At 38.4% G+C, this 14,925-nt stretch carries 13 protein-coding genes; 6 read left to right on the top strand and 7 right to left on the bottom strand.

The window, feature by feature from the left end; genetic code table 11:
• Positions 1 to 24 precede the first annotated feature (24 nt).
• The 4 genes from OQX63_RS00515 to OQX63_RS00500 all read left to right on the top strand — a co-directional run bounded on the left by OQX63_RS00515 (position 25) and on the right by OQX63_RS00500 (position 3,594).
• On the top strand, positions 25 to 516 hold the full coding sequence (locus OQX63_RS00515) for a YajQ family cyclic di-GMP-binding protein (RefSeq protein ID WP_265848938.1): 492 nt from the start codon (positions 25 to 27) through the stop codon (positions 514 to 516).
• A 128-nt stretch (positions 517 to 644) separates the two neighbouring features.
• The gene (locus OQX63_RS00510; RefSeq protein ID WP_265848937.1) at positions 645 to 1,091 is read left to right on the top strand and encodes a GNAT family N-acetyltransferase; all 447 of its coding nucleotides are present in this window, start codon (positions 645 to 647) and stop codon (positions 1,089 to 1,091) included.
• A 60-nt stretch (positions 1,092 to 1,151) separates the two neighbouring features.
• Positions 1,152 to 1,748, top strand: coding sequence for a DUF4142 domain-containing protein (locus tag OQX63_RS00505; protein ID WP_265848936.1), 597 nt, complete (start codon positions 1,152 to 1,154; stop codon positions 1,746 to 1,748).
• Positions 1,749 to 1,980: 232 nt separating this feature from the next.
• Positions 1,981 to 3,594 (top strand): S8 family peptidase, encoded by a 1,614-nt coding sequence (locus OQX63_RS00500; RefSeq protein WP_265848935.1) that lies wholly within the window; start codon positions 1,981 to 1,983, stop codon positions 3,592 to 3,594.
• Between the two features lie 243 nt (positions 3,595 to 3,837).
• Here the strand turns inward: OQX63_RS00500 and OQX63_RS00495 are convergent, their stop codons facing one another.
• The 6 genes from OQX63_RS00495 to recQ all read right to left on the bottom strand — a co-directional run bounded on the left by OQX63_RS00495 (position 3,838) and on the right by recQ (position 11,712).
• A complete protein-coding gene (locus OQX63_RS00495) occupies positions 3,838 to 5,961 on the bottom strand; it encodes a xanthine dehydrogenase family protein molybdopterin-binding subunit (protein ID WP_265848934.1) in 2,124 nt (707 codons plus the stop codon).
• Between the two features lie 2 nt (positions 5,962 to 5,963).
• Positions 5,964 to 6,947: an FAD binding domain-containing protein gene (locus OQX63_RS00490; RefSeq protein WP_265848933.1), complete on the bottom strand. Its 984-nt coding sequence runs from the start codon at positions 6,945 to 6,947 to the stop codon at positions 5,964 to 5,966.
• Positions 6,944 to 7,567, bottom strand: coding sequence for a (2Fe-2S)-binding protein (locus OQX63_RS00485; protein ID WP_265848932.1), 624 nt, complete (start codon positions 7,565 to 7,567; stop codon positions 6,944 to 6,946). The genes OQX63_RS00490 and OQX63_RS00485 overlap by 4 nt, the downstream gene beginning before the upstream one ends.
• Positions 7,568 to 7,908: 341 nt before the next feature.
• Positions 7,909 to 8,628 carry a YqjF family protein gene (locus OQX63_RS00480; RefSeq protein ID WP_265848931.1) on the bottom strand — a complete coding sequence of 240 codons (720 nt, stop codon included), beginning with the start codon at positions 8,626 to 8,628 and terminating at the stop codon, positions 7,909 to 7,911.
• Positions 8,628 to 9,440 carry a 3-deoxy-8-phosphooctulonate synthase gene (gene kdsA / locus OQX63_RS00475; RefSeq protein ID WP_090496370.1) on the bottom strand — a complete coding sequence of 271 codons (813 nt, stop codon included), beginning with the start codon at positions 9,438 to 9,440 and terminating at the stop codon, positions 8,628 to 8,630. Before kdsA ends, OQX63_RS00480 begins: the two co-directional genes overlap by 1 nt.
• A gap of 82 nt (positions 9,441 to 9,522) precedes the next feature.
• On the bottom strand, positions 9,523 to 11,712 hold the full coding sequence (recQ, locus tag OQX63_RS00470) for a DNA helicase RecQ (protein WP_265849426.1): 2,190 nt from the start codon (positions 11,710 to 11,712) through the stop codon (positions 9,523 to 9,525).
• 91 nt (positions 11,713 to 11,803) lie between these two features.
• On the opposite strand from recQ, the gene OQX63_RS00465 reads away from it, so the two are divergent.
• Both OQX63_RS00465 and OQX63_RS00460 read left to right on the top strand, forming a co-directional pair.
• A complete protein-coding gene (locus OQX63_RS00465) occupies positions 11,804 to 12,772 on the top strand; it encodes a KpsF/GutQ family sugar-phosphate isomerase (RefSeq protein ID WP_265848930.1) in 969 nt (322 codons plus the stop codon).
• Between the two features lie 15 nt (positions 12,773 to 12,787).
• Positions 12,788 to 13,879 carry a mannose-1-phosphate guanylyltransferase gene (locus tag OQX63_RS00460; protein WP_265848929.1) on the top strand — a complete coding sequence of 364 codons (1,092 nt, stop codon included), beginning with the start codon at positions 12,788 to 12,790 and terminating at the stop codon, positions 13,877 to 13,879.
• A 166-nt stretch (positions 13,880 to 14,045) separates the two neighbouring features.
• On the opposite strand, the gene rlmB is transcribed toward OQX63_RS00460, so the two are convergent.
• Positions 14,046 to 14,813 (bottom strand): 23S rRNA (guanosine(2251)-2'-O)-methyltransferase RlmB, encoded by a 768-nt coding sequence (gene rlmB / locus OQX63_RS00455; protein ID WP_147228791.1) that lies wholly within the window; start codon positions 14,811 to 14,813, stop codon positions 14,046 to 14,048.
• Positions 14,814 to 14,925 lie beyond the last annotated feature (112 nt).

Genomic DNA, 14,925 nt, shown 5'->3' with positions numbered 1-14,925 from the left:
TTTTTTTACTTTAAAGCTAAAACCATGCCTTCTTTTGATATTGTAAGTAAAGTTGATGCGCAAACATTAGACAACGCCGTTAACAACGCTAAAAAAGAAATCCTTAACCGATTCGACTTTAACGGATCAAAAAGCACGATCGATCTGGATAAAAAAACAAATGTAATAACCATTGTTACTGAAGACGATATGCGTTTAAAAGCTATCGAAGGTTCTATCATTTCCCGGATGATGAAGCAGAACTTAGATCCGAAAAGTTTAAATTTTGGTGATGAGCATCAGGCCTCTGGCAACATGATCAGAAAAGAAATCAGCATTAAAGAAGGTTTGGATAAAGAAGCAGCGAAAAAAGTGGTGGCAAAAATCAAAGCCAGCGGCTTAAAAGTGCAGCCCGCTATTATGGATGATCAGGTTCGGGTTACTGCAAAGAAAATTGATGATTTACAAGCTGTGATCAGCCTTTGTAGAAATGAAGATTTCGATCAGCCGTTGCAGTTTATTAATATGCGTAACTAGAAAGGCTTAACTATCTGAACTGGTTAATCGGTTAACTGCGGAAGGGGCTTAGAAAACTTAGCTAATTCTTTAAATGAGTTTTGAAAGAATTCACTCATTTATCATTCAAAATTCAATCATTAATCAAAATGGAAATCAGCGAAAACGGTTTTATATTTTCTGACCAAAAAGCGCTTTTAGATATCGAAGCGATACATCATTATTTAAGCATCGAATCCTATTGGGCTAAAGGTATTCCTTTAACTACCGTAAAACGATCCATAGATAATTCACTTTGCTTTGGAATTTATAAAGATCAGGAGCAAATAGGTTTTGCGCGTTGGATAACCGATAAGGCAACTTTTGCCTGGCTTTGCGATGTTTACGTTAAAGAAAATTACCGCGGCTTGGGCTTATCTAAAAAAATGATGTCGTTTATGATTTTCCATCCAGACTTGCAAGGCTTGAGGCGTTATCAACTGGCCACTTTGGATGCTCATGGACTCTATGAGCAATTTGGTTTTTCAGCGATTGAAAATCCGGATAGACAAATGGGCATCGTGATTCAAAACGCATATGATCAGGCCGCAGAATAGATAAAAAAAACCTTTTTTAAACTCTCTTGTTTTCCTTACACATCAAAATATTGAGAAAACATGAAAAAGATATTTTTATTATCCACAGCTTTTGCATTAGCACTTTCATTTCAGGCTTGCCAAACTGCAGATAAAAAATCGGCAACTACTAAAGACAGCGTTTCTGGCGATACCACTATGGTAAACGGTAACCACGTTGCTGGATCAGAGAGTACTGAATCGGGTGTTGATGAGGCAGGTGCAACATTTTTAAGAAAAGCAGCTGTAGGCGGTATTATGGAAGTTGAAGCAGCTAAGATTGCAGCTCAAAATGCGAAAAGTGCAGAAGTGAAAGATTTCGCAGCCAAAATGCTTGCCGACCATGAGAAAGCCAATGCAGAATTAAAAACTTTGGCAGTAAATAAAAAGGTAATTACCCCTGATGCTTTACCAGCTGATGAGCAGATCCATTTGGATGGAATGAAAAAAATGACCGGTGCAGCATTTGATAAACATTATATGGATATGATGGTTACCGATCATGAAAAAACAGCGGCCTTATTTAAGAAAGGTAGTGAAAACCGCGACCAAAGTATCAAAGAATGGGCAACGAATACCTTAAAAGTTATTGAATCACATCACGAGATGGCCAAGAAAATTGTGGCTGGTTTAAAATAAATTAGTTTATTTTAAAATATCGGTCGTCATTTAGAACGAAGTACAATGAAGTTGAGAATGCTATCCAGATAGATTTCTTTGCTCAAAGCTGCTCAATTCTTAATGACGACTTTTTTATAGGATACCATTTAAAATACGGCAATAAAATGTTTGGAAAGAATTAAATTTGAATACAATTTCTTTCAATAAAAAATTAAAATTAACTTTCGCCGTTTAATACAAAAATACATAAATGAATAAGAGTAAAATTTTCAGCGCGCTTTTCGGTATTGCGCTTGCCAGTGTGGTACCAACTGTTGCCCATGCACAAAAAGCCAATTGGCAAAATCTTGACCTTAAAAGTGATAGTACATTCGGAATCAGTACCGAAAAAGCATATAAAGAACTTTTAAAAGGTAAAAAATCTGTTAAAGTTATCGTAGCCGTAAACGATGGTGGTGTAGAAGCTACTCACGAAGATTTGAAACGGATTATGTGGGTAAACACCAAAGAGGTAGCTGGAAATGGCAAGGATGATGACAAAAACGGTTATATCGACGATATTAATGGCTGGAATTTTATTGGAGGCCCTAAGGGATCTGTAAATTTCGAAACTTTGGAATTAACGCGTTTGGTTCGTCGTGATCAGGTACGTTTTGCTAATACTACAGATGCGAATGTAGCAGAAAAAGATAAAAAGGATTTCGAAGCTTTTAAAGCAGAAAGAGCCGAATTAGAAAAACAATTGGCAGAAGCAAAAGAAAATCTGGCAGGTATTACTGGTTTTAAAAATGCTTTAGACGGGGTAGTAAGGAAAATCGGCAAAGAAAATCCAACGGTAGAAGATTTTAAAAACTTCAAACCTACTACTGAAGTTGAAGGCAGAATCCAAAATGTACTAAGCCAACAATTAGAAAAAGGCAGTTTTAAAGATTTTTACGAAGATCAGATTGTAGAAGGATTCGATTATTATACACGCCAGGCCAAATATAACTTAAATATCGATTATGATCCACGTTCAATAGTTGGAGATGATCCAAACAATGAAAAAGAGCGGTTTTACGGCAATAATGATGTTGCTGGTCCTGATGCTATGCACGGTACACACGTAGCAGGTATTATTGCAGCAGATAGAACCAATAAACTTGGTATTTTTGGTGTGGCTGATAATGTTGCTATTATGGGTGTTCGTTGTACGCCAAATGGTGATGAAAGAGATAAAGATGTGGCCAATGGAATTCGTTATGCAGTTGATAATGGTGCCAAAGTAATTAACATGAGTTTCGGTAAAGCTTATAGCTGGGATAAAGCCATAGTTAATGAAGCAATGAAATATGCTGCATCTAAAGATGTACTGATTGTTCAGGCTGCAGGTAATGAAAACAAGAACATTGATGTTGAAAATAATTTTCCTAACCACAAAGATTTAGATGAGAAAACTATTGCATCATGGATAACAGTAGGTGCTTCAGGTCCAAAAGATGATGAAACCTTAAAAGCAAGTTTCTCTAACTTTGGTAAAGCACAGGTAGATGTTTTTGCCCCAGGTGTGCAAATTTACTCTACCGTACCGGGTTCTAAATACAAAAACTTAGATGGAACCAGTATGGCCTCTCCTGTTGTGGCCGGTTTAGCTGGTTTAATTCGTTCCTATTATCCAAAATTAACGGCAGCGCAGGTAAAAGAAATTATCGTTAAATCGGTTACAAAGGTAGATCACAACGTAGAGTATGCTAAAGGTGAAGGGCCAGATGCAGAGAAAGTTTCTGTACCTTTTTCTGACCTTTGTATTAGTGGCGGAATTGTGAATGCTTACAATGCATTAAAATTAGCAGCAACTTATTCAGGTAAGGCGGTTACTAAATAATTCTGTTGTTCTAAACGAGTTTAATTCTATTAAATAAAAAAATGCGTCCCATTTTAAAATTGGGACGCATTTTTTTATAGATTAAGACAAAATCCATTGAAGCGGTCGTCATCCTGAATTTATTTCAGGGACTTTCTGCAAAAGATGCTGAAATGAATGCAGCATGACGTATTGCCTTAGCTTGGTGCTTATAAAACAGCGTTCAGGTTTGAAAATTTGACTTCTTTATTGTAGAGCGAATGACTAAGCCAATATCTTGTCTGGCGTAATTGGTAGCGTCCTGATTCTTTTACCGGTGGCATTGAAAACAGCATTGGCTACTGCAGCAGAAAAACCGATCAGGGCAATTTCGCCCATACCTTTTGCCCCCATCGGGTTGATGTAAGGATCTGGTTTATTAATGAAATTAACATCGATTTCCGGTACATCGGCATTCACAGGAACGTGGTAATCAGCAAAGTTGTTATTGATGTATCTTCCATAACGGTGATCGATTATTGATTCTTCGGTTAAAGCCATCCCTATCCCGCCAACTGCACCGCCTACCATCTGGCTTCGGGCTGTCTTCGGACTTACAATAGTACCTGAATCGCCGACAGAAACAATTTTATTGATCTTTACTACTCCTGTTAAGCTATTTACCTTCACCTGTACAAAGTGAATGGAGAACGAATACATGGAGTAGCTATCTTTTTCTTTGCCGCTCTGGCTCTCTTTCGTGATTTCTATTTGGGGAAGATTATTCTTTTTTAACACATCAACAAAATTAGCTGTAGCATCCATATTTGAATTTGCTGCCAGTTCTGCGATTGTAGATTTTAATGCTACACAAACATCATTCACAGCAGAGCCTACCGTAGACAGTGTAGCCGAACCGCCCTGACTTGGTGCTGGTGGTAATGATGAATCGCCCAATTCGAACGTAATTTTATTGACGGGAATATTCATTAATTTATTGGCAATTAAAGTCATACCTGTTCCTGTGCCAGGACCAATATCGCTGGTTGCACTTTGTAAAAGCAGCGATCCATCGGCTTTCAAAATACCTTTCACGCTGGCCTTACCCCTGTTAGCATTAAATACGCCAACACTCACGCCATATCCGGTTTGCCATGGTCCTTCTACCAAACTGCCCGGTTTATTTTTCCGGTTGCGCCAGCCTATTTTATCTGCTCCAATTTTATAGGCCTCTTTGATATTTTTGCTGGAAAAAGGTTTGTTTTTTTGCTGATCGGTTTCAGGATCATTTTTGATTCTAAATTCCAAGGGATCCATATCCAAAGCATGCGCCATCTCGTCAATCGCACTTTCTAGCGCAAAAGCACCTGTGGCTTCACCTGGTCCGCGCATCCAGATCGGTACGCCCAAATCAACTGGTATAATGACATAGGAAGTATTTACATTATCGCACTGATACATAAATTTCGCCATATTTACTACACCTTCGGTAAAGTTCTCATAAGTGGATGTTTCGCCGTAAGCTCTATGCGTAATTCCTGTTAATTTACCATCTTTATTTGCACCTAAACCAATGGTTTGAATGGCCGCTGGCCGATTACCTACCATGGTAAACATTTGCATTCTGGTAATAACCACTTTCACAGGTTTGCCAATATGTTTAGAAGCCATTACCGTTGCAATTTCAAGCGGCCATGTACGCAAGGCCATGCCAAAGCCACCACCAACAAACTCCGAATTCACCTGGATATTTTCGATCGGAATTTTAAAAACGTTTGCAATAGTACCCTGCGTAGCTTTTACCCCTTGGGTTTTGGCGTAAACAGTGAGCTGGTTATTTGGTCGCCAATCTGCAATAATCCCATGTAATTCCATAGGATTATGTGTTTCAATTGGTAAAAAATATCTTTCTTCGAGCTTTACCTCTGCGGTTTTATAAGCATTTTCTTCACCACGCTTATAGTCGGCCTGCCCCTGAAACTTCTTAGCCTTTGGATCTTTAAGGGCTTTTTCGAAATCGGTATTAAAAGTTTCTTTAGCGTAGGTGGCTTTAACCAATGAGGCGGCATAAGTTGCCCTTTCAAAAGTGTTCGCCACAACGATGGCTATGGGTTGTCCGTTATAAAAAATCTTGTCGGTGTAAAAAATCTTCATCTGTGGGCCACCTTCCTGCTCGTAAGCAGCAGCTGAAGGCTTATTCAGATGTGAAATCACAGCTATAACTCCCGGAGCTTTTTCTGCAGCTTTGGTATCAAGCGAGGTTATCTTGCCTTTGGTAATGGTACTGGTTACCAAAACACCATAGGTTAAGCCTGGTAACTCATATTCAGCAAAATACTTGGCTTTCCCGGTAACTTTCAAGAATCCATCTACGCGATCGTTCTCATCTTTTAACATGTTCTTTTCCATAACTAGGCTTTTGATTTTGCAAGGTTCAACGCTTCAATAATCGTATTAGGTGCCAGTTTTAGTTTGAAGTCATTACCTCCAAAGCCTTTAGCATCTTTCATGGCCAATTGCGCAGCCTGCTCAAAATTGTTTAAGCTAGCTTCTTTTCCTCTTAAAAAAAGCTCAGATGCAGTTAAACGCCAGGGTTTATGTGCCACTCCGCCCATGGCTAACCGAACATCAATAATTTTATTATCTGCGATTTCAAAAGCTGCCGCTACCGATACCAGTGCAAAGGCATAAGAAGCCCTATCCCTAACTTTTAGATAATGGTAGTTTTTGGCCAGATTATTAATAGGGATTTCTAAACCGATAATCATTTCATCAGCCTTTAAGTTGTTGTCTAAGTGGGGTGTATCCCCAGCTAAGCGATGAAAATCTTTAAATAGCATTTTTCGTTCGCCTTTTGTGCTGGCTAATACCACTTCAGCATCTAAAGCAACTAAGGCGATGCACATATCGCTAGGATGAACAGCAATACATTGTTCTGATGTTCCAAAAATAGCATGCATTCGGTTAAAACCTTCCATTGCTCCACACCCTGTTCCGGATTGGCGCTTATTACATGGCATTTCGATATCATAAAAATATCCACAACGTGTACGCTGCATCATATTACCGCCAACAGTAGCTACATTTCTTAGTTGCGCTGATGCACCAGCCTGTAAGGCCCATGAAAGTAAAGGTAATTTTTCTTTGATCAAGACATGATCTGCAACCGCTGTATTGGAGGCCAGCGCACCAATGTGGATTTTATTCCCCACCTGCTTGATTTCTTTCAGAGGGACGTGGTTAATATCAATGAGTTTTTCTGGTGCGGTAACACCTCTTTTCATCAGATCGATTAAGTTGGTGCCACCTGCAAGAAATTTGGCGTTTTTATCTTTAACCAATAAAGCAATTGCCGATTTTGCTGTGGTTGTTCTGAGGTATTGAAAATTGATCATACGGTTTGACCTCCTTCCTTCACTTCAATAATTGCATCTACAATATTAGGGTAAGCGCCACATCTACAGATATTTCCACTCATGTATTCGCTGATCTCGGCCCTGGAGTTAGTATGGCCTTCACGCACACAGGCTACTGCAGACATGATCTGACCGGGCGTACAGTAACCACATTGAAAACCATCGTGTTTGATAAAGGCAGCTTGCATAGGATGTAGCGTATCGCCATTCGCCAAACCTTCAATAGTGGTGATTTTCTTTCCTTCATTCATTACTGCTAAGCTGAGGCAAGCGTTTATCCTTTGTCCATCTACATGAACAGTACATGCACCACATTGGCCATGGTCACATCCTTTTTTAGTACCTGTTAAGTGCAATTCTTCACGCAGATAATCTAAAAGTGTTACCCTTGGCTCAACTGTTGTTTGGTAAGCTTTATTGTTAACTGTAAGCTTTAATGGAATTTTCTCAAAAAGTTCAGCGAAACGTTCGTCAGCATTATTTTCTGCTGCTTTAATTGCAGCACCAGGTGTTAGCGCAACGGCTGTAATTACTGAACTTTTTTTAAGGAAATCGCGCCTGCTATCGCCTTGATTTGGTTTCTGATCAGAAGATTTCATAATTGGATATTTATAAATGGATGTATTCCCAGAATCTTCATTATTATAAATTTTTCGATAAAAATTACTTGGTTTTCCAGCATTTCCATCTTTAAATTTAATATAAAAAACTAAAGCTAACTTCCTTTAATTTGGTAGGTAAAAGAAAAGTTACGCCCAGGGGCTGACATCAACAATATAAGAACCAATTATGTCGCTTATTGTTCGAACTTGTGTACTATAATATTGCCTTCCTTATTCATCTCAATTAAAATTGAGTGCATTTTTGGTTTCAGGAGAAAAATTAAATCAAATTTAGCGTGGTCATGATTACGCATTTGGTTCGAATGATGATAGCTAATCTAAAATTGTTTTCCCTTAAGCACCTTAATTTCTGATCCTTCTGCTAAGAAGACAGAATCTGGTCGGGCATGATTTAAGAAAGCAAAATCATTACCATAATTTAGTCCAAAATCTACGTTTATTTCATAACTTTTCATGGGATAGGCTTGCCAGCGCGGATGTTCTACCCCATACTCGGATGTTTTGTTGTAACCAATGTTGGTATAACCCCAGTAATGCTCGGTGATAAATTCTTCTTCGCTGCCCAATGTAATTTCTTCTGCCTGAGCACGGGCAATAACCTGAAAATTATTCCATGTTTTATTTTTCCAAAGATAATCTACCTTAAGTTGGTTTTCCTGTTCTATCCAAACATGTTTCATGGGCAAAGTCTGGTAATTTTCCTTATAAATGGTATTCGCAACAAGTGTTATTGCAGGTAAAGGAACAATTTCTTTAACAAAAACAACTCCTCTCTTCCATTCTTTACCATCTTTATACCGAACGTAAAAGCGCAGGTTAACTTCCTCAAAATTAGTGTGGAATGGAATATTAAAACCTCGTAACTTGACATTAACAAACATAAAACCAACCAGGCTAACATAGTACTTTCCTTGCCAGGTATCCAGTTCGGTATGCGCAGGAAGATATTTTAAAAGAATTTGCTGATCAACAGCATATTGCGCAAGTGCTAACTTACGCCATTCTGCAGTTAAGAAAATCCCTTTGTTGGCCGCCATTAGATAACAGCTTGTCTTAAGCGAACTAGTTTGATTAAAGTTTCTTCGAGCAAATCTAAATGAAGCATATTGGCACCATCTGATTTCGCATTTGCAGGATCAGGATGTGTTTCGATAAATAAACCATCTGCACCAACTGCAATGGCTGCTTTGGCAATGGTAGAAATGAGTTCTGGTTTACCACCGGTAACACCGCTGCTTTGGTTAGGTTGTTGTAAGCTGTGTGTACAGTCCATTACCACCGGCACACCGAAACTTTGCATTTCTGGTAAACCCCGATAATCTACAATCAGATCCTGGTAACCGAAAGTATTGCCTCTATCCGTTAAGATGACTTTATTGTTGCCAGCTTCTTTTACTTTTTCGACAGCAAATTTCATTGAACCAGCCGATAAAAACTGGCCCTTTTTAACGTTAACGACTTTTCCGGTTTCGGCAGCTGCAATTAATAAATCAGTTTGGCGGCACAAAAAGGCAGGGATCTGCAATACATCAACATAAGCGGCAGCCATAGCTGCTTCACCGCTTTCGTGAATATCGGTAACGGTTGGCACACCAAATTCTCTACCAATTCTTTCCAAAATGCGTAAAGCTTTTTCATCGCCAATTCCGGTAAAAGAACTCCCTTTACTCCTGTTCGCCTTGCGGTAAGAACCCTTAAAAATATATGGAATTTGCAGTTTATCGGTAATCGTAATAATCTTATCAGCGATTCTCATGGCAATATCTTCGCCTTCAATAGCGCATGGACCAGCCATTAAAAAGAAATTTCCCGAATCTGTATTTTTTAATTTATCTAAATAGTTTAACATAGTTAAGGTGTGAGACATGAGATGTGAGACATGAGATGTGAGTTTATCTCAAATCTAACTTCTCATATCTCACGTCTAATTTTTAATTTCCTAGTTCTGACATGAATTTAATCCGCATCAGTTGAATTTCCTCTCGGGTATAATCGGTTTCGCCCAGTTCATTTAGCGCTTCATCTATAGAATCGCTTTCGGCTGCTCTGAAATAATCAAAAACTTCATCCTGCCTATCATCATCAATTACTTCATCGATGAAATAGTTCAGGTTAAGTTTAGTACCAGAGTTTACAATCGATTCTACTTCTTTCAGGATCTCTTCGTAAGTGATGCCTTTGGAATCAGCAATATCTTCCAAACCGATCTGTCTGTCGATATTTTGGATAATCGAAACTTTCATCTGCGATTTATTGGCCTGCGTTTTAATAATCAGATCAATAGGCCGTTCGATATCATTATCCTCCACATATTTTTTGATCAATTCGATAAAAGGTGTCCCAAATTTCATTGCCTTACCCGAACCTACACCAGAAATCTGGCGAAGCTCTTCCATCGTGATGGGATAATGCGTACACATTTCCTCTAAAGATGGATCCTGGAAAACCACAAATGGTGGCACGCTTTTCTGTTTCGCAATTTTTTTACGTAGCTCTTTCAGTAAAGACAGAAGATGAGTATCCAAAGCACCTGTACCTTGTTTTACATCGTCATCATCATCGTCAGTACCGTTTTCTATTGGTTCATTCAGTATAAATTTAAGACTGTAAGGATTAACAATGAAATCTCTTCCCTGCTTAGTTAACTTTAATAAACCGTAATTATCGATATCTTTAAAAAGGAAATTGTTTAAAACAGCCTGGCGGATAATTGATTTCCACATCAGCTCACCGTCTTCTTTACCAATTCCAAATTCAGGAACCTTACTATGTTCGTATGCGATGGTTTGTGCTGTTTCTAAGCCCAAGAAAACGTTTAACAAGTGTGCATCGTCAAATTTTTCTCCAGATTTCTCAATAAACTTTAATAAGGTAGATAACTGACTTTCGGCATCAAACTGCTTTTTAGGCTTTTTGCAGTTGTCGCACATGCAGTTACAGCCAGTTTCGTTAAAGTTTTCGCCAAAATAGTGAAGAATCTGCTTACGACGGCAAACGCCAGATTCGGCATAATCAATCACTTCCTTTAATATCTGCGTACCAATCTCTCTTTCAGAAACTGGTTTATCTTTCATAAACTTAGCCAGTTTATCTACATCTTTTTGAGAGTAGAAAGCAATACATACCCCTTCGCCACCATCACGTCCGGCCCTGCCCGTTTCCTGATAATAACCCTCCATGCTCTTCGGCACATCGTGGTGGATTACAAAGCGAACATCCGGTTTGTCGATTCCCATACCAAAGGCAATGGTTGCAACAATTACCTCTGCATCTTCCATCAAAAATTTATCCTGCGTTTCTGCCCTAACCTTTGGATCTAAACCTGCATGATAAGGTAATGCACTAATTCCATTAAGGTTTAAAGCTTCGGCCACTTCCTCTACCTTTTTACGGCTTAGGCAATAGATAATTCCTGATTTGCCAGGATTAGACTTGATGTATTTAATGATCTCTTTGGTAATATCTCTTTTAGGGCGGATTTCATAAAATAAGTTCGGCCGGTTAAATGAAGATTTAAACAATGTTGCTTCCGTCATACCCAGGTTTTTCATAATATCCTGTTGTACTTTTGGGGTAGCAGTAGCGGTTAATGCGATAATTGGGATATTATTTCCTAAACCGGCAATAACCTGTTTAATCTTGCGATATTCAGGCCTGAAATCATGTCCCCATTCAGAAATACAATGCGCTTCATCAACGGCAACAAAAGAGATTTTAATCAGGTTTAAAAAATCAATATTATCCTGTTTTGCCAAAGATTCTGGTGCAACATACAATAATTTAGTCTGGCCGCTTAAAAGGTCAGATTTAACTTGTGTAATTTCAGATTTGTTTAAGGATGAATTAAGAAAGTGAGCAATACTGTCATTTCCACCAAAAGCCCTTAATTGGTCTACCTGGTTTTTCATTAATGCAATCAATGGAGAAATCACAATTGCCGTTCCCTCGCTCATTAAAGCGGGCAACTGATAGCAAATAGACTTTCCTCCGCCTGTAGGCATAATAACAAAAGTATTATTGCCTTCTAAAATATTGGTAATGATCGACTCCTGATCACCCTTGAAATTATCAAACCCGAAGAAATTTTGTAGGTTATCAAATAACGACTTTTTCACGTCCATTTTGTGTAATAAAATATGCGATGCTATTTTTGTATCCAAAATAACATAATTTTACAAGAATTTCAAGTATTAACAAACAATTATTTTCTCTTTGAAAAGTAAAAAATCCATAATCCAATCAGCTATAGGCACTTTAGCGCTTGAAGCAGCAGCGATATTAAATGTTGCCAAGAATATTAACGACGATTTTGAAAAAGTTGTATCAAGCATTTTAAATGGCAGAGGTCGGGTAATTGTAACGGGCATAGGAAAAAGTGCCATCATTGCGCAAAAGATAGTGGCTACTTTTAACTCAACTGGTACACCTGCTATTTTTATGCATGCTGCAGATGCCATTCACGGCGATCTTGGGATGATCCAGGTGGATGATATCGTGATATGTCTTTCTAAGAGTGGAAATACGCCAGAAATTAAAGTGCTTACCCCCTTATTGAAAACATCGGGCAATCTCCTGATCGGGATGGTTGGAGAATTGAATTCTTTTTTAGCTGAACAGGCCGACCTGATTTTAAATACTTCTTTCGAAAAAGAAGCCTGTCCGCATAATTTGGCGCCAACAACCAGTACCACCGCGCAATTGGCATTGGGCGATGCCTTAGCCATTTGTTTGTTAGAGTGTAGAGAATTTAATGAATCAGATTTTGCAAAATATCATCCAGGCGGATCATTAGGTAAAAAACTTTATTTAAAAGCACGCGATTTAGCGCTGTCCAACGAAAAACCGGCTATACATCCATCCGCCTCGGTTAAAGATGTACTGATAGAAATTAGCAAAAACCGTTTGGGGGCTGTTGTTGTTGTAGATAGCGACGATAAGGTGCTTGGCATTATTACAGATGGTGATATTAGGCGGATGTTGGAAAATAACAGTAGTATTGCAGACTTAAAAGCAGAAGACATCATGGGCAGAACGCCAAAGAGCATACAATTTGACGCTTTAGCAGTTGATGCCTTGGATATTATTAGGCAAAACAATATAACCCAGCTGTTAGTTCTGGAACAAAATACTTACTTTGGCATCATCCATTTACACGATCTTTTAAATGAAGGGATTGTGTAATTTTTAAATTATAAAATGAATAAAGACTATTATGCACTAATTATGGCCGGTGGCGTTGGAAGTCGCTTTTGGCCAGTAAGCAGAACGGAGTATCCAAAACAGTTTATCGATTTTTTCGGTGTTGGAAAAACGCTCATTCAAAGTACTTACGAAAGATTCCTAAATATCTGTCCTCCTGAAAATATATTTATCGTTACCAACGAAATTTATTCTGATCTGATTAAAGCGCAATTACCGCTATTAACAGATAACCAGATTTTAGCTGAGCCGTTAATGCGAAATACAGCACCGTGTATTGCTTATGGAAGTTTAAAAATAGCAGAGTTAAATCCTAATGCCACCATTGTAGTTACACCTTCAGATCATACCATTGCCGATATTGATGGCTTTATCGCCTCTATCGAACAATCTTTAGAAGCTGCATCAAAAAACGATTGTTTAATTACATTGGGAATTAAGCCTAACCGTCCTGATACCGGTTATGGTTATATCCAGCATACTGATTACGTACTTAATACAGATACTGATCTGCATAAAGTTAAAACCTTTACTGAAAAGCCCAATTTAGAATTGGCAAAATCATTTTTGCAGAGCGGCGATTTCTTATGGAATGCGGGTATCTTTATTTGGTCGGCTAAAGCGATTTTAAGCGCTTTCGAAAAACACCTGCCAGATATGTATGAGATATTTAATGTGGGAAGATCTGAATTGAATAAAGTAAGTGAAAAAGAATTTATCAATAATGCTTATCTTCAATGTACCAATATTTCAATTGATTTCGGAATCATGGAGAAAGCAGATAACGTTTATGTGCTTCCATCCGATTTCGGCTGGTCTGACTTAGGAACCTGGGCCTCCATTTATGAAATGGCTGAGAAAGATTATGTAGGCAATGCCGTTATTCCTTCAGAACAGGTTCTGATGTTCGATTCATCAAATTGCATGGTAAATGTTCCAAAAGATAAATTGGTGATCTTACAAGGGCTGCATGATTACATTGTGGTTGAAAACAATAACATGCTCATGATCTGCCCAAGAAACGAAGAGCAAAAGGTGAAAGAGTTTGTTGCAGAAGTTAAATCCAGATTTGGAAACAAGTTTATATAAAGGTGGATGAAGTGAGATGTAAAATGGATGATGCAGCATAGTTGCCCGTCAACCATTTTACGTTTCTGTAATGCGCTTTATAGATCCTGAAACAAGTTCAGGATGACGAATTTTGATGAGTTGAAACAGATTCCATCATCCATTTTACCTTTTACATCTTACCGCTCTAAACCGTTCTCTGCCTAACTGCTTCGTATAAAATTACCCCGGCAGCTACCGAAACATTTAACGATTCGATTTTTCCTGCCATTGGTATTTTAGCTAAATGATCGGCCACCCTTAAAAGATCGTTAGATATTCCTTCATCCTCTGAGCCCATTACAATTGCTGTTGGCATGGTATAATCAGGGGCATAAATAAAATCATTGGTTTTTTCGGTACAGGCTACAACCTGCAGGCCACTTTCCTGCAGAAACAAGCAGGTTTTGTGCAGGTTGGCATGGCGGCAAATCGGAATACTGAATAATGCACCCGCAGACGTTTTAATTGCATCAGCATTTATCTGCGCCGCATTTTTTAATGGAACAACAATGGCATGAACGCCTACGCAAGCGGCAGTACGTGCGATGGCGCCCATATTTCTAACATCAGTTACGCTATCTAAAACCAGAATTAATGGCACTTCTCCTTTTTCGAAAACTGCAGGAACAATATCTTCAATATTTTGATAGGTAATTGGAGAAATTACTGCAATTACACCCTGATGGTTTTTCTGCGACATGCGGTTCAGTTTCTCTACCGGAACCGAGTTCAATGGTATTAAAGTATCTTTTAGAAGGGCTTTGAGTTCCAGGAAAAGTTCGCCCCCCAGACCGCGTTGCTGATAAATGGTTTCTATGTCTCTTCCTGCTTTAATGGCTTCTATTACGGCTCTGATGCCAAATACAAACTCATTATTCTCTTTTGCCCGTTGCGGTCTTCTAAAATTATCCATGTTTCGAAATTGTTAGGCAAAAGTATTCAAATAAAATGTTTTAGCCCTAAACAATGTACTCCTTATTAACATTTAATTGTTTAAAAATTTTTATGACACCATAAATCCAATA

The organism is Pedobacter sp. PF22-3 (assembly GCF_026239555.1).
GTDB lineage: Bacteria > Bacteroidota > Bacteroidia > Sphingobacteriales > Sphingobacteriaceae > Pedobacter.
This window is presented reverse-complemented; position numbering and strand designations above follow the sequence as displayed.

Coding starts and splice junctions, on each gene's coding strand:
- OQX63_RS00485 (WP_265848932.1), bottom strand. CDS start 7,567: ATGAAATCTTCTGATCAGAAACCAAATCAAGGCGATAGCAGGCGCGAT.
- recQ (WP_265849426.1), bottom strand. CDS start 11,712: ATGGACGTGAAAAAGTCGTTATTTGATAACCTACAAAATTTCTTCGGG.
- rlmB (WP_147228791.1), bottom strand. CDS start 14,813: ATGGATAATTTTAGAAGACCGCAACGGGCAAAAGAGAATAATGAGTTT.
- OQX63_RS00515 (WP_265848938.1), top strand. CDS start 25: ATGCCTTCTTTTGATATTGTAAGTAAAGTTGATGCGCAAACATTAGAC.
- OQX63_RS00495 (WP_265848934.1), bottom strand. CDS start 5,961: ATGGAAAAGAACATGTTAAAAGATGAGAACGATCGCGTAGATGGATTC.
- OQX63_RS00510 (WP_265848937.1), top strand. CDS start 645: ATGGAAATCAGCGAAAACGGTTTTATATTTTCTGACCAAAAAGCGCTT.
- OQX63_RS00480 (WP_265848931.1), bottom strand. CDS start 8,628: ATGGCGGCCAACAAAGGGATTTTCTTAACTGCAGAATGGCGTAAGTTA.
- OQX63_RS00505 (WP_265848936.1), top strand. CDS start 1,152: ATGAAAAAGATATTTTTATTATCCACAGCTTTTGCATTAGCACTTTCA.
- OQX63_RS00460 (WP_265848929.1), top strand. CDS start 12,788: ATGAATAAAGACTATTATGCACTAATTATGGCCGGTGGCGTTGGAAGT.
- OQX63_RS00490 (WP_265848933.1), bottom strand. CDS start 6,947: ATGATCAATTTTCAATACCTCAGAACAACCACAGCAAAATCGGCAATT.
- kdsA (WP_090496370.1), bottom strand. CDS start 9,440: ATGTTAAACTATTTAGATAAATTAAAAAATACAGATTCGGGAAATTTC.
- OQX63_RS00500 (WP_265848935.1), top strand. CDS start 1,981: ATGAATAAGAGTAAAATTTTCAGCGCGCTTTTCGGTATTGCGCTTGCC.